General features: G+C 70.4%; 16 protein-coding genes. 11 read left to right on the top strand and 5 right to left on the bottom strand.

The window, feature by feature from the left end:
• The first annotated feature begins 41 nt into the window (after positions 1–41).
• Positions 42–1,331: a glutamate-1-semialdehyde 2,1-aminomutase gene (hemL, locus tag AB0I38_RS23085; RefSeq protein ID WP_358471315.1), complete on the top strand. Its 1,290-nt coding sequence runs from the start codon at positions 42–44 to the stop codon at positions 1,329–1,331.
• On the opposite strand, the gene AB0I38_RS23080 is transcribed toward hemL, so the two are convergent.
• Positions 1,229–2,170 (bottom strand): EamA family transporter, encoded by a 942-nt coding sequence (locus AB0I38_RS23080; RefSeq protein ID WP_358471314.1) that lies wholly within the window; start codon positions 2,168–2,170, stop codon positions 1,229–1,231. The two genes, hemL and AB0I38_RS23080, sit on opposite strands and share 103 nt — an antisense overlap.
• 183 nt (positions 2,171–2,353) lie before the next feature.
• Between AB0I38_RS23080 and AB0I38_RS23075 the strand changes: the two genes are divergently transcribed.
• The gene (locus AB0I38_RS23075) at positions 2,354–3,274 is read left to right on the top strand and encodes a LysR family transcriptional regulator (protein WP_358471312.1); all 921 of its coding nucleotides are present in this window, start codon (positions 2,354–2,356) and stop codon (positions 3,272–3,274) included.
• A gap of 31 nt (positions 3,275–3,305) precedes the next feature.
• On the opposite strand, the gene AB0I38_RS23070 is transcribed toward AB0I38_RS23075, so the two are convergent.
• Entirely contained in the window at positions 3,306–4,157 is an 852-nt protein-coding gene (locus AB0I38_RS23070; RefSeq protein ID WP_358471311.1) for a DMT family transporter, read from the bottom strand.
• A gap of 128 nt (positions 4,158–4,285) precedes the next feature.
• Between AB0I38_RS23070 and AB0I38_RS23065 the strand changes: the two genes are divergently transcribed.
• The 5 genes from AB0I38_RS23065 to ccsA all read left to right on the top strand — a co-directional run bounded on the left by AB0I38_RS23065 (position 4,286) and on the right by ccsA (position 8,808).
• Positions 4,286–4,927 carry a histidine phosphatase family protein gene (locus AB0I38_RS23065; RefSeq protein ID WP_358471309.1) on the top strand — a complete coding sequence of 214 codons (642 nt, stop codon included), beginning with the start codon at positions 4,286–4,288 and terminating at the stop codon, positions 4,925–4,927.
• 94 nt (positions 4,928–5,021) lie between these two features.
• The gene (locus AB0I38_RS23060; protein ID WP_358471307.1) at positions 5,022–5,597 is read left to right on the top strand and encodes a TlpA family protein disulfide reductase; all 576 of its coding nucleotides are present in this window, start codon (positions 5,022–5,024) and stop codon (positions 5,595–5,597) included.
• Positions 5,590–6,312 carry a cytochrome c biogenesis CcdA family protein gene (locus tag AB0I38_RS23055; protein ID WP_358471305.1) on the top strand — a complete coding sequence of 241 codons (723 nt, stop codon included), beginning with the start codon at positions 5,590–5,592 and terminating at the stop codon, positions 6,310–6,312. The genes AB0I38_RS23060 and AB0I38_RS23055 overlap by 8 nt, the downstream gene beginning before the upstream one ends.
• Positions 6,312–7,874 (top strand): cytochrome c biogenesis protein ResB, encoded by a 1,563-nt coding sequence (resB, locus tag AB0I38_RS23050; protein ID WP_358471303.1) that lies wholly within the window; start codon positions 6,312–6,314, stop codon positions 7,872–7,874. Before AB0I38_RS23055 ends, resB begins: the two co-directional genes overlap by 1 nt.
• Positions 7,864–8,808 (top strand): cytochrome c biogenesis protein CcsA, encoded by a 945-nt coding sequence (gene ccsA, locus AB0I38_RS23045; RefSeq protein WP_358471302.1) that lies wholly within the window; start codon positions 7,864–7,866, stop codon positions 8,806–8,808. Before resB ends, ccsA begins: the two co-directional genes overlap by 11 nt.
• Positions 8,809–8,877: 69 nt before the next feature.
• Here the strand turns inward: ccsA and AB0I38_RS23040 are convergent, their stop codons facing one another.
• The gene (locus AB0I38_RS23040) at positions 8,878–9,183 is read right to left on the bottom strand and encodes a PLD nuclease N-terminal domain-containing protein (protein WP_358471300.1); all 306 of its coding nucleotides are present in this window, start codon (positions 9,181–9,183) and stop codon (positions 8,878–8,880) included.
• Between the two features lie 275 nt (positions 9,184–9,458).
• On the opposite strand from AB0I38_RS23040, the gene AB0I38_RS23035 reads away from it, so the two are divergent.
• Positions 9,459–10,289 (top strand): hypothetical protein, encoded by an 831-nt coding sequence (locus AB0I38_RS23035; RefSeq protein WP_358471298.1) that lies wholly within the window; start codon positions 9,459–9,461, stop codon positions 10,287–10,289.
• Positions 10,290–10,299: 10 nt separating this feature from the next.
• Positions 10,300–10,542 carry a hypothetical protein gene (locus AB0I38_RS23030; protein ID WP_189124913.1) on the top strand — a complete coding sequence of 81 codons (243 nt, stop codon included), beginning with the start codon at positions 10,300–10,302 and terminating at the stop codon, positions 10,540–10,542.
• Between the two features lie 199 nt (positions 10,543–10,741).
• On the opposite strand, the gene AB0I38_RS23025 is transcribed toward AB0I38_RS23030, so the two are convergent.
• Positions 10,742–10,963 (bottom strand): BldC family transcriptional regulator, encoded by a 222-nt coding sequence (locus AB0I38_RS23025; protein WP_026214226.1) that lies wholly within the window; start codon positions 10,961–10,963, stop codon positions 10,742–10,744.
• Between the two features lie 254 nt (positions 10,964–11,217).
• Here AB0I38_RS23025 and AB0I38_RS23020 point away from each other — a divergent pair, with 254 nt between their 5' ends.
• Positions 11,218–11,436: a DUF4229 domain-containing protein gene (locus AB0I38_RS23020; protein WP_358471296.1), complete on the top strand. Its 219-nt coding sequence runs from the start codon at positions 11,218–11,220 to the stop codon at positions 11,434–11,436.
• Here the strand turns inward: AB0I38_RS23020 and AB0I38_RS23015 are convergent.
• Positions 11,433–12,644 carry a hypothetical protein gene (locus AB0I38_RS23015; protein ID WP_358471295.1) on the bottom strand — a complete coding sequence of 404 codons (1,212 nt, stop codon included), beginning with the start codon at positions 12,642–12,644 and terminating at the stop codon, positions 11,433–11,435. The two genes, AB0I38_RS23020 and AB0I38_RS23015, sit on opposite strands and share 4 nt — an antisense overlap.
• A 79-nt stretch (positions 12,645–12,723) precedes the next feature.
• On the opposite strand from AB0I38_RS23015, the gene AB0I38_RS23010 reads away from it, so the two are divergent.
• Positions 12,724–13,440 carry a demethylmenaquinone methyltransferase gene (locus AB0I38_RS23010; protein ID WP_358471293.1) on the top strand — a complete coding sequence of 239 codons (717 nt, stop codon included), beginning with the start codon at positions 12,724–12,726 and terminating at the stop codon, positions 13,438–13,440.
• Positions 13,441–13,617 lie beyond the last annotated feature (177 nt).

Below are 13,617 nucleotides of genomic sequence, written 5' to 3'. Positions count from 1 at the left end.
CCGCCGAAGGCGGCACGGCGTTCCCGGACTAATCTGGACGCGTGAGCCGTACAAAGAAGTCCGAGGACCTGTTCGCCCGCGCCCGCGCCATCGTGCCGGGAGGCGTCAACTCACCCGTCCGCGCGTTCGGCGCGGTGGGCGGCACGCCGCGGTTCATGGCCGCCGGCCAGGGCCCCTACATCACCGACGTCGACGGCAACCGCTACGTCGACCTGGTCTGCTCGTGGGGGCCGATGATCCTCGGTCACCGTCACCCCGCGGTCGTCGAGGCCGTCGCCCAGGCGGCGTCCCACGGGTTCGGCTACGGCACGGCCACGCCGGGCGAGGTGGAGCTGGCCGAGGAGATCGTCGGCCGGGTGGCGCCCGTGGAGAAGCTCCGCCTGGTCAGCTCGGGCACCGAGGCGACGATGAGCGCGGTGCGCCTGGCCCGCGGCTTCACCGGCCGATCCAAGATCGTCAAGTTCGCCGGCTGCTATCACGGCCACGTCGACGCGCTGCTCGCCTCGGCCGGGTCCGGGGTGGTGACGTTCGGCCTGCCCGACACCCCCGGCGTGACGGGCGCCTCGGCGGCCGACACGATCGTGCTGCCCTACAACGACGTGGCGGCGGTCGAGGAGGCGTTCGCGTCGGCCGAGATCGCCTGCGTCATCACCGAGTCGTGCCCGTCCAACATGGGCGTGGTGCCGCCCCGCGACGGTTTCAACGCCCGGCTGCGCGAGCTGTGCACGGCCAACGGGGCGTTGCTGATCGTCGACGAGGTGCTGACGGGCTTCCGGGTCTCGCCCGCCGGCTGGTACGGCCTCGACCCGGTCGACGCCGACCTGATGACGTTCGGCAAGGTCATGGGCGGCGGGCTGCCGGCGGCGGCCTTCGGCGGCCGAGCCGAGGTGATGGCCCACCTCGCGCCCGAGGGGCCCGTCTACCAGGCCGGCACGCTGTCGGGCAACCCGCTGGCCTGCGCCGCCGGGCTGGCCACCCTGCGCGCGCTCGACGCCGACGCCTACGCGAGGGTGGACGCGGCGGCGCTGGCGGTCGGCCAGGCCGCCTCCGAGGCGCTCGCGGCGGCGGGGGTCCCCCATCGGCTGCAGCGAGCGGGCAACCTGTTCTCGATCTTCTTCACCGACGACGAGGTGACCGACTTCGCCGGGGCCCAGACGCAGAACACCGCGGCGTTCCGGGCGTTCTTCCACGCGATGCTCGACCAGGGGGTCTACCTGCCGCCGTCGGCCTACGAGGCGTGGTTCCTGTCGGCGTCCCACGACGACGAGGCGCTGACCCGGGTGGCCGAAGCGCTGCCGTCGGCCGCCAAGGCCGCCGCCTCGGTCCGCTGAGCCCTGCCGCGGGTGCCGGCCCACAGCACTCCTGACACGATGAGGGCTCCGGAGACGAGGCTGACCCAGGAGATCGGCTCACCCGTCACCAGGGCCGCCGAGGAGATGCCGAAGACCGGCACCAGCAGCGTGTACGGAGCCACGATCGAGGCGTCGTACCTACGGAGCAGCCAGCCCCACAGCCCGAACCCGCCGAGCGTGGAGATGAAGGCCACGTACCCCAGCGACAGCCAGCCCTCCACCGGGGCGGCCAGCGAGGGCGGCCCCTCCACCAGCAACGACATCGCCAGGAGCGGCGGCGCGGACAGGGCGCTCACCCACACCATGAAGCGCAGCGAGTCGGGCGGCGCGGCCTTGCGCTGCACCACGTTGCCCAGTCCCCACGCCGCTGCGGCGGCCACGCACAGGGCGAAGGCGCCCACGGGGCCCGACAGGCCGAAGTCGTAGGCGACCAGGGCCAGGCCGGCGAAGGCGACGGCCAGGCCGGTCACCCGGGGCGCGCTGAGCCGTTCGCCCAGCAGTGTCACCGCGAACAGCACGGTGAACAGGGCCTGCACCTGCAGGACGAGTGAGGTGAGCCCGGCGGGCATGCCGGCCCGCATGGCCACGAGCAGCAGGCCGAACTGTCCCGCGCCGAGTGTGGCCGCCACCCCCACGACCCACCGCCACGGCACGGCCGGTCGTCCCACGAACAGCAGGGCGGGGAAGGCGGCCAGGGCGAACCTGAGTCCCGCGTACTGCAGGGGTGGGAAGTGGCGCAGGCCCACTTCCATCACCACGAAGTTGAAGCCCCACACGGCCGCCAGCCCGATGGCCAGCGCCAGGTGACGCGGGGTCACGCAGCGCGCGTCTTCTGGTAGCGGACGCGGATGTCGCGGGCCTGCTCGGCCAGCGTCTTGAGGTAGGAGACGGAGGAGGACTGCTGCTGCTTCGGCTTAATGTTTCGCATGCATATATTTTCGTCCGCTACAGAGTGGAGGACAAGCGAGACTTTCTACGCTTAACCCTTTAGGCTGGCTTACATGTTGGATCTGAACCGGCTCAAAGCCCTTCACGCCGTGCACGTCTACGGCTCCGTAGGGGCCGCGGCCGACGCGCTCATGGTCACCCCGTCGGCCGTGTCGCAGCAGATCGCCAAGCTGGAGCGCGAGACCGGCGCCCGGCTGATGGAGCGCAACGGCCGCGGTGTCCGGCTCACCGACGCCGCCGGGCTGCTCGCCGAGCACGCCGAGCGCATCCTGGCCCTGGTCGAGACCGCCGAGGCCGACTTCGAGGCGCTGCGCGGCCAGGTCGTGGGCCGGCTGAGCGTGGGCGCGTTCCCGACCGCCGCGCGCGGACTGCTGCCCAGTGCGGTGGCCGGGCTCAAGGAGCGCCATCCCGACCTGCTGGTCCAGCTCGACGAGCGCGAGCCCGAGCGCGTGATGCGCGAGGTCCACCGGGGCGAGCTCGATCTGGGCGTGGTCCAGGACTGGCTGAACCGGCCGATCGCGCTGCCCGACGGGCTGTCCAGGTCGACGCTGCTCGACGACATCGCCGACGTCGTGCTGCCCGTGACGCATCCGCTGGCGGGCCGCAGGGAGATCGAGCTGGCCGAGCTGCACGGGGAGCGCTGGATCAGCTCCAGGCCCGGCACCGTCTGCCACGACTGGCTGGTCTTCACGCTGCGCAACGCCGAGCTCGAACCCGAGATCCACTGCAGAGCCGACGAGTATCCGACCCAGATGGCGATGGTCGCCGCCGGTCTCGGCTGCGCGGTCGTCCCGAGGCTGGGGCGCGACTGCGTGCCCGACGGCGTGCGCATCGTGCCCATCCGGCCCAGGCAGTCGCGCCGCATCTACACGATCTGGCGCACCGACGCCGCCCGCCGCCCCGCGATCAGGGCCGCGGTCGAGGCGCTCGCCGAGGTCAGCCGCACGCAGGAGAACGCCTGGGCGGTCAGCTGAGTCAGCCGCACGCACGAGAACGTCTGGGCGGTCAGCTCAGCGCGATCGCCACGATCCCGCCGAGGATCACGCAGGCGGCCACCAGCCGGCGCGGCAGGTCGCCCTCGGCCAGCAGCCGGCCGCCGAGCAGCACCGCGATCAGCACGCTGACCTCGCGAGCAGGGGCCACCACGCTGACCGGCGCCATCGTGAAGGCGAACAACACCAGCAGGTACGACAGGAAACTGAGCACGCCCGCCCCCAGGACCGGCCTCCAGTGCTCGCGCCAGGTGGGCAGGATCAGCCCGCGCCTGGCCAGCACCACCGGAGCGAGCAGGAGTGCCCGCCCGGCCTCGCCGAGGTAGACCAGCATCAGCGGCGCCACCGCGAAGGCGCTCACCACCTGGGAGTCCCAGATCGTGTAGCCCGCGATCAGCACGCCCACCACCAGCCCGAACGCCACGCCCCTGAGGTCGCCCCGGCCGCCGCCGCTCATCAGGAACACGCCCACCCCGACCAGGACGATCCCCGCCACGCCCACCGGACCGGGGCGCTCGCCCAGTGCCAGCACGGCCACCAGGCTCGCCAGCAACGGCCCTGTGCCGCGCGCCACCGGGTAGACGACCGACAGGTCGCCCTTGCCGTACCCCTTCTGGAGCAGCACGAAGTAGCCGAGGTGGATGACCGTGCTGACGGCGATCACCCAGAGGTCGCCCAGATCGGGCCGGGTGCCCGTGACCAGCAGGAAGCCGACGAACAGCGGGGCCCAGACGACGGTGGAGGCGACCGCGACCAGCCAGACGAACACGATGCCGTCGGCCCGCGCGGCGCGCTTGCTCAGCACGTTCCACGAGGCGTGGGCCACGGCGGCCACGAAGACGAGGAGGAGAGCCCACGGACTCACGCGGGCGACTCCCTCGGGACACCACGGGATCTGATCAAGATGACCCCGACTTTACCTTCCGGCCTTGATCCGGACCAGGGTGGCCACTCGCCGCGACCAGCAAGTGAGCGGATAGGCTGAGGCACACCATGGCTGAAACCACTGTCGTTCATCTGATGCGTCACGGCGAGGTGCACAACCCCGGCGGCATCCTCTACGGCAGGCTGCCCGGCTACCACCTGTCCGAGACGGGCCGCCTGATGGCCGAGACGGTCGCCAAGGCGGTGGCCGGTCGCGACGTCGTCGCCCTCTACAGCTCGCCGCTGGAGCGGGCCCTGGAGACCGCGGCTCCGCTGGCCGCGACGTTCGGGCTCGAACCCGAGGTGGACGACCGGCTGATCGAGGCCGGCAACATGCTCGAAGGCCGCATGGTCGGCCAGGGCCTGGCGATCCTGCGCAACCCCCGCAACTACCGCTACTTCTACAACCCGATGCGGCCCTCGTGGGGCGAGCCCTATCCGCTGATCATCGAGCGCATGCGGGCGGTGGTCGACGACGCCCGCAAGGCGGCCCGCGGCCACGAGGTGGTGCTGGTCAGCCATCAGCTGCCGATCTGGACGATCAGGATGGCGGCCGAGGGGCGCCGCAGGTTCGTGCACGACCCGAGGCGCAGGCAGTGCGGGCTGGCCAGCCTCACCACGTTCACCTTCGACGGCGACCGCCTGGTCAGCGTCGGCTACAGCGAGCCCGCCGGGTCGCTCGCCCAGGGGCCGACGATCCCGGGGGCCTGACCTGCCGAGCCAGAGGGCCCCCAGCGGGCTGGGCGTCCGGTTCCGCCGGTAGAGTTGAAAGCTCTACCTCTTGTAGTACAAGGAGATCTTCCCCGTGCGCGCGAAGTCCATCTCCCTCGTCCTCCTGGCAGCGCTCACCATGAGCGCCGCGGGCTGCGCGGGCAACCAGGGCGGACAGCCTCAGGCGGGCGACACGCGCTTCGTCGCGGGTGACGGGAAGATGCAGGTGTTCGCCGCGACCGAGCGCCAGGCGGCGCCCGCGGTCGAGGGCCCGACGCTCGACGGCGGCACCGCTTCGCTGGCCGCCCACAAGGGCAAGGTCGTGGTGCTCAACTTCTGGGCGTCCTGGTGCGGGCCGTGCCGGGCCGAGGCGCCGGTGCTGAAGGACGTCGCCGCCAAGACCAAGGGCACCGGGGTCGAGTTCATCGGGGTCGACTTCAAGGACCGCAAGGCCGACGCGCTGGCCTTCGAGCGCACCGAGCAGTCCGGCTACCCCAGCATCTTCGACCAGCCGGGCAAGGTCGCGCTGGCCTTCCAGGGCACGGTGCCGCCCGCGGCCATCCCGTCCACCCTGATCATCGACAAGCAGGGCCGCATCGCCGCCCGGGCGCTCGGCGCGGTCCGCTACACCGACCTGATGAACACGGTCACCAAGGTGCGCGATGAGTGACGTCGTGGCCTCCGGCTCGCTGCTGCTGGCCGTGCCCATCGCGGTCCTCGCCGGGATCGTGTCGTTCCTCTCGCCGTGCGTGCTGCCGCTCGTGCCCGGCTACCTGTCCTACGTGACGGGCATGAGCGCCGACCCCAGGCGGGGCCGGCTGGTGCTCGGGACGACGCTGTTCGTGGCCGGGTTCGCGGTCGTGTTCGTGCTCAGCGGGGCGCTCTTCGGCGGGCTCGGCTCGGTGATGCTGGGCAACGCCGAGATCATCACGCGGGTGCTCGGCGTGCTGACCATCCTGCTCGGGCTGGCCTTCCTCGGCGTGCTGCCGGGGCTGATGCGCGACGTGCGCATCCACCGGGTGCCCTCGGCGGGGCTCGCCGGGGCGCCGCTGCTCGGCGTGGTGTTCGGCCTGGGCTGGACCCCGTGCATCGGGCCCACACTGGCGGTCGTGCTCACGCTCGGGCTCAACGAGGGGAGCGCGTCCAGGGGCGCGCTGCTCGCCGTGGCCTACTCGCTCGGGCTCGGGCTGCCCTTCGTGATCGCCGCCCTCGCCTACAGCAGGGCGTTGCGTACGTTCCAGGTGATCCGGCGGCACTCCCGCCTGATCACCAGGATCGGCGGCGGGATGATGGTGGCCGTGGGCGTCCTGCTCGTGACCGGCCTGTGGGGAGAGATCATCGCGACCATGCAGGGGCTCATCGGCACGTTCAGGCCGGTGATCTGATGAGCGTCGACGAGTTGGAGAAGGAGCGGGCGGCCAAGGGGCCGGTCGGGCTCGGGGTCGTGGGCTGGCTGCGCTGGATGTGGCGCACGCTCACCTCGATGAAGACGGCGCTGATCCTGCTCTTCCTGTTCGCGCTGGCGTCCGTGCCCGGCTCGCTGGTGCCGCAGCGCGGGGTCGACCCCGACAAGGTGGCGCAGCTCTACCAGAACGACCCGACGCTGGCCGAGTGGTATGACCGGTTCCAGCTCTTCGACGTCTTCACCTCGGTCTGGTTCGCCGCCATCTACCTGCTGCTGTTCACCTCGCTGATCGGCTGCATCATCCCGCGCACCTCGACCTACCTGCGCGAGCTGCGCCGCCGCCCGCCGGCCGCGCCGCGCAACCTGTCGCGGCTCCCGCACTCGGCCGCCTTCTCCGGCGACCTGACGGTGGAGGAGGCCGCCAGGCGGCTGCGCAGGCGCCGGTTCCGGGTCGACACCGGCGACGGCTGGGTGGCCGCCGAGAAGGGCTACCTCCGCGAGACCGGCAACCTGATCTTCCACATCTCGCTGCTCGGCCTGCTGGTCGCCGTCGGTTTCGGCTCCCTGTACGGCTACCGCGGCAACGTCCTGGTCGTCGAGGGCGACGGCTTCGCCAACACCGTGGCCGCCTACGACCGCTACATCCCCGGCAGCCAGGTGTCCGCCGAGTCGCTGGAGCCGTTCGCGTTCCGGCTGACCGACTTCCAGGCCACCTACCAGGTCGAGGGCGAGAAGAAGGGGCAGGAGCTCGACTACTCCGCCTTCCTCCAGGTCAACGACTCACCCGGGGCGGCCGAGCGGCCCTACGAGCTCAAGGTCAACGAGCCGCTGGAGATCAACGGCACCCAGACCTACCTGATCGGCCACGGCTACGCGCCCGAGTTCCGGGTCACCGACGGCAAGGGCGAGGTGGCCTACGAGGGGCCGGTGCCCTGCCTCGTCGAGGACAAGCCCACGTTCACCTCCGGCTGCGTGGTCAAGGCGCCCGACGCCCAGCCGCAGCAGCTCGGGTTCCTGCTGCGGTTCCTGCCGACGAGCGTGCCGCTGGTCGACGGCTCCTACGCCTCCGCCTTCCCCGGCGCGATCCAGCCGGAGGTGCAGGTCATCGGTGCCTTCTCCGGCGATCTGGGGATGCGCTCGGGCAAGCCGCAGTCCGTCTACGAGCTCGCGCCGCCCGAGGCCATGAGCAAGCTCACCCCGCTGGTCATGGGCACCTCCGTGCCCAAGCCGCTCGCCGTCGGCCAGTCGATCGACCTGCCGCAGGGGGCGGGCAAGCTGGAGTTCACCGGCGTCAAGGAGTGGATCACTCTCCAGATCGCCTACGATCCGGGCCGGGTGCCCGCCCTGGTCTCCGCCGCGCTCGCCACCGTGTCCATCGCGCTCTCGTTGACCATCCGGCGTCGCCGGGTGTGGGTGCGGGTCAAGGACGGCACGGTCGAGGTGGGCGGCCTCACCCGCACCGAGGGCTCCGCGGCGGGCTTCGCCGAGGAGTTCGACGACATCGTCAAGGTCCTATCAGCAGGAGACAAGGATGTCCGCTGAGCAGCTAGCCGAGGTGAGCGACCTGTTCGTGGTCGCCGCCATCCTGCTCTACCTCTTTTCCATGATCGCGTTCGCGGCGGAGCTGGCCTTCGGGCGGGTCCGGGCCGACGCGCCCGCCGTGCCCGCGAGGCGGCCCGTCGCCGTGGGGGCGGGCGCCGGTGAGGCGCCGGACGAGCCGGCCGAGGCGCCGGCCGTGGGCGTCGAGCCGCCGAGTTGGGCTGCCAAGGCCGGCCTCACGGGTCTGGTGCTCGGCTGGGTGGGCTGGGCGGCCAACCTCGGCGCCATCCTCACCCGGGGCCTGGCCGTGGAGCGGTGGCCCTGGGGCAACATGTACGAGTTCGTCGTCGCGATCTGCTTCGCCGCGGTGACCGCCTTCCTCGTCACCCAGCTCCGCTACAACGTGCGTTTCCTGGGCGCCTTCGTCATGATCGCGGCGGCGGTGGGGCTCGGCGCCGCGGCCCGGCTGCTCTACACGTCCGCGGGGCCGGTGGTGCCCGCGCTCGACTCCTACTGGGTGGCCATCCACGTCTCCGCGGCGATCCTGGCCAGCGGCCTGTTCGTGGTGGCCGCGACATCGGGGGGCCTCTACCTGGTGCGAGGTGACGGGCCTTCGCGGCTGCCGTCGCGGGCCGACCTGGAGCGGGTGGCGCACCGGGCGATCGTCATCGCCTTCCCGCTGTGGACGTTCGCGGTCATCACCGGCGCCCTCTGGGCGGACAAGGCGTGGGGGCGCTACTGGGGCTGGGACCCCAAGGAGGTCTGGTCCTTCATCACGTGGGTGGCCTACGCGGCCTACCTGCACGCGCGGGCCACGGGCGGCTGGCGCGGGCGGCCGGCGACGATCATCCAGCTGGTGGCGTTCGCCTGCCTGATGTTCAACCTGATCGGTGTGAACGTCTTCCTCTCAGGGCTGCACAGCTACGCCGACATGTGAGCCGAGGGCCGTACACAACCTGCCGTGAGAGGCCTCCGTGCGAACGGGGGCCTCTTCGGCTGCGTGCGCTCAGTCGTCGCCGCGCATGCGGCGTTCGAGCTCGCGGAGGAACTCGGGGTCGTCGTCGGGCCCCTTGGGCGGAGTGGCCGGAGGAGGCGAGCCGGCCTGCGGTGAGGACCGCCAGGCGGATCCGGAGACCTGGGGGCGGCCGCGAGCCAGCCAGAGCAGCCCACCGACAATCGGGATCAAAGCCACGATCAGCATCCAAAGCGGCTTTGGTACGTTCCTAACCTCGTCTTCCGGACTGGTGATGACGTCGAAGAGTGAGTAGAGCCAGAAGGCCAGCAGCGCCAGGCCGACAAGGACACCTGCCATGCCCGAACTGTAAGCCATCCGCGACGTGATCGTGTCGGCTACATGCACCATTTCGGGTGACTAGGCATGATCGGCGTCGTACGGTAGAACACGATTCAGCGGAGTCCGCCTTCCCCGGGGCAGCCCTTCCCGCCGCCCGGCGGCTCGCGTGGAGAGGTGCGATGGCCTTTTCTAACGACAAGGGCCGCCATCGGCGGGGTCGTTGGTGGCGGCGCGGGTCATACCTCTTCTCCCGTCGCAGGGAGGCGCCTCCGGAGGCGGACCGTTCCGTCTGGGTGAACGACCACCCGTCCCGCAACGGCGCCGACCGCCGCTTCGGCGGACAGGAGACCCAGCGCCCGCGTCCCGTCTCGCGCGAGGGCGTCCGGCCGCGCGAGCGCCGTCAGCGCTGGGAGGGCGGCGAGCGGCTGTCCGTGGCCGAGCGCCCCCAGTACACCTGGCACGACTTCGAACTGGACGACACACCTTTCCGGGCCCAGCCCAACCGGCCCGACGCGCCCTCGATGGGCGACGGGCTGCGCCACTGCGGCAAGCTGGAGGCGATCCTGCACCGCCAGTGGGACGCGCGCCTCGGCCCACCTCCGGCCGACGTCGTACGGGCCGTGGAGAGCCTCGCCAGGCTGCCCGACCGGCTGAAGGAGCTCCTGGCAGGCGGGCTCGAAGGCATCTACGTCGGCCCCGGCGGTGTGCCGGACCTCGACGACATGGGCTACCTGCGCGGCGCCCCGCTGCCGTCGGGACGGGCCTCGTGGGACATCTGCGCGGGCGCGTACGGCGATCGCAAGATCGTCGTGGGCGACCGGCCCTCACCCACGCCGGACGTGATGATGCACGAGGTCGGCCACGCCATCGACGACGTCGACTCGGCCTACGGCGACTGGGTCTCCGACTCGCCCGCCTTCGTGGCGCTGTACGAGGAGGTCACGCCGCTGCTGACGTCGGCCTTCCATCGCCAGGGTGGCGGGCTGGGCCGCAAGGAGTTCTTCGCCGACGCCTTCGCCGCGATCGCCTCGCGCCAGCGGCCGGCACTCGTCGACATGCTCAAGGGCGACACGCGGATGGCCCTGAACGTCATGCTCTTCTTCAACCGGCGCTACGGAATCTAGGTGATCAGCCATGCACGTCATCCGGCTCGCTGACGGGACCCTGCGCGTGCCGCGGAGCCTGACGAGCGAAGACGGGCGGCTCATCGGAAACGCGTACGTGGAGCTCGAACCTGGTGACCCCGAATACGACCAGTGGCTGCCGGAGTCGCTGACGGAGGAGGAACTGGCCGAGCGGCGGCGGTTGTGGCAGGCCGGCAACGACGAGTTGGAGCAGGAGTTCCTCGCGTTCAAGGCGGAGCAGGAAGAGGCCTAGCGGTCACGAGGAGACCCTGACGGCGGGAGAAGGCACATCGGGGTCGGCGCGGCGTGGGGCGGGCTGGAGGGGGCGTCACAGGCATGGAGAGGCGCCAGCCACGATCGGCGGTTGGCGCCCTCCCATGCCATGCACATTCGAGGACGGGCATCCCGTCGCGGTGATCCTGACTCGCAGGATCACCGATGATGACGGAACGTCAGACGCGCGGGGACTCACCTGCCGGCCTGTCGGCCGTAAGAACGTCCTCGCCTCGGAGAAGGGCGTGCACTTCCGACTCGCGGAACCGCCGATGCCCTCCGGGGGTGCGGATACTACTGATGCGGCCTGCCGCAGCCCAGCGCGTCACCGTCTTTGGGTCTACCCGGAAGAGGGCGGCAACCTCTCCCGGGGTCAGCAGACGCTCGCTGCTACTCTCCACCAATCTCTCCCCCTCGCATCCCGCTTCCTGCCAGCGGGCGGACAGGTAACTAGTGTGTCGAGCGAAGCCTGATTTATCCGTGGTTTCGACAAAGATCACGGGTTGTTATCAGCTGACTGCCCGATTGTTATATGATAGAGCCTCTTTGGGGCTCTCGTGGGTGTTTCTTTACGAAACTCCCTAACTGGGCACAGTAGCAGCGCAAGCGCCGGATGCGAAGACCGACCGCACTGTCGGGCGAGTAACCTCGACGTGTGCGTCCAGTTCTCGTTTACACCGCGTCGCGGATCGCCCTGTTCGTGGTGACCGCTGCTGTCCTTCGCCTGCTCGGTCTGCAAAACCCGCTGCTGCTGATCGGAGTGGCTTTCTTGGTCAGCGGTATCGCCAGCTACGTGCTGCTGTCGAAGCAGCGTGACGCCATGAGCGCGCGAATCAGCGGCAAGATCGACCGACCGAAGCCGCAGAGCGACTAGGGCAGGGGGAACATGCCAATCCGGGCATGGTACTCCCCGCCGAGTCTCGTTGTGTCACTACCAACCAGTAGGCCACCCGGGTGGGCAAGAAATGCCTTGATCCCGATCCCGCGCGTCCGCCCGGGATTCCAGCTGAGCGCCTTTCCCGTACGCGGATGAATGGCGCCGATGCCTTCACGGGGCACCGCTCCCGGCCCGGCGGAGTCACGGCCACCGGGGTTGTCCAGCCACCGCAGATGGCCCCCGACGTAGACCGCGGCCCCCGTCACCGACACCGAATAGAGCGAGTCGCCGCCGGTGTGGTTGATCCACGTCGGTTTGACGTTCTCGCTCCTGGTGAGCGTTTCGAACCTGGTGGCCGTATCGCACATCCGCTTGCTGCCCAGGGGGCCGCCCGTGGTCACCACGACGAAGTAGGACCCGTCCGGTGAGACGTCCAGCCCGCGCACGTAGTAGGGGAACTCGGGCTTGCACGCCGTGGTGTAGGTGGCGGTCCGCCAGGGGGCGACCGTGGGCGTGGGCCGGCTGATGTCGATGACCCCGAGCTGGTGCCTCGGCTTGCCGTCCAGCGTGGTGAAGCTGCCGTCGACCACCAGCCGGTCGGGCGTCGCGGCGATGGCGTGAACCCTGGTTCTGGGCGTCAGTGGCGAGCCCGGCTTGATGGTGAACAGCGGATCGGCCGCGCCGGTCGTGGCGTCGAGCCTGGCCAGCGCCGTCCGCGGCTTGGTGAACTCACCGCCCGCGTACAGCTGCGAACCTCGCCTGGCCAGCGTGGTCACCATGCCGCCCGCGATGCCGGGCTCGAAGGCGGCCACGAGCGAGCCGTTGAGCAGGCGGAGCCGCGCCAGCGCCTTCGCGGGCCAGCCGTTGATCTCGGGGAAGTCGCCGCCCACGTAGACGGTGCCGTCGTCGCCGGCCGTCAGGCCGTAGACCGTCCCGTCGACCTGCGGTGCGAAGTCCGGCAGGATGCGGCCGGTGGCCAGGTCGTAGGCGAACAGATTGTCGCGCGTCACCGAGAACGACCGTGCGGAGTCGGCCACCTCGGTGAACGAACCGCCCACGACGACGGTGCCGTCGACCAGGGCGATGCTGTTGACGATGCCGTCGAGCACGTGGGGCGTGGTGTCGACCGGGTCGGCCGACACCACACGCGAGTGTGCGACGGGAGCGAGGGCGATGAACGCCGCAAGGGCGGCACGGGCAAGCATTCGCCAAGTTCTAGCAGACCTAGAGTAGTCGAGTGACTACTTTCGGTTGATTGTCGGGATAGCCCGTAGGCTTGGGCCCATGACGCGCGCTCAATTGGACAAGCAGCCGGACCAGGTCGCCGCGATGTTCGATCGCACGGCCCGGCGCTACGACCTGGTCAATGACGTGATCTCCCTGGGGCAGGTGCGGTTCTGGCGCAAGGCGGTGGCCGCCGCCGTCGACGCGGGGCCCGGCGAGGTCGTCCTCGACCTCGGAGCCGGCACCGGCACGTCCACCGACGCGTTCACCACCCTGGGCGCGCGCGCGATCGCCTCCGACTTCTCGCTGGGCATGCTCCGCACCGGCGTACGACGCCACGGCGGCAACGCCCTGAGCGGCCAGGGCGTGCCCTTCATCGCCGGTGACGCGATGCGGCTGCCGTTCGCCGACGACAGCTTCGACGCGGTGACGATCTCGGTGGCGCTGCGCAACGTGCACGACACCTCGCAGGCGCTGCGCGAGATGCTCCGCGTGACCAGGCCCGGCGGGCGGCTGGTCATCCTGGAGTTCTCCCATGTGACGGTCCCCATGTTCGACCGCGTCTACCGCGAATATCTGATGCGGCTGCTGCCGAAGGTGGCCCAGGTGTTCGGGTCCAATGACGACTCCTACGAGTATCTCGCCGAGTCGATCAGAGACTGGCCCGACCAGCCGACCCTCGCGCGCGCGATCCAGGACGCCGGCTGGCGGCGGGTGGCCTGGCGCAACCTCTCCATGGGCATCGTCGCCGTGCACAGGGGGTTCAAGCCCGCCTAGGTCAATGGTGAGTCGAGCGCGGCGTGTCGAGCGGTATACGGCCCTCCGTCCTGGACGGGGGGCCTACTTTTGTTACGGGACCTGTCCCTGACTGCCACTTTGTGCTCGAAAAGGGTTAGACTGCTGGCCGACCAGTTTGTGAAGAGGTTCACAAAGGAACGAAGGCGCCACACCCCA

The sequence above is a fragment of the Nonomuraea cavernae genome, from assembly GCF_040655715.1.
Taxonomy (GTDB): domain Bacteria; phylum Actinomycetota; class Actinomycetes; order Streptosporangiales; family Streptosporangiaceae; genus Nonomuraea; species Nonomuraea cavernae_A.
The sequence above is the reverse complement of the archived record's forward strand: the minus strand, read 5'-3'. Positions and strand labels throughout refer to the sequence as shown.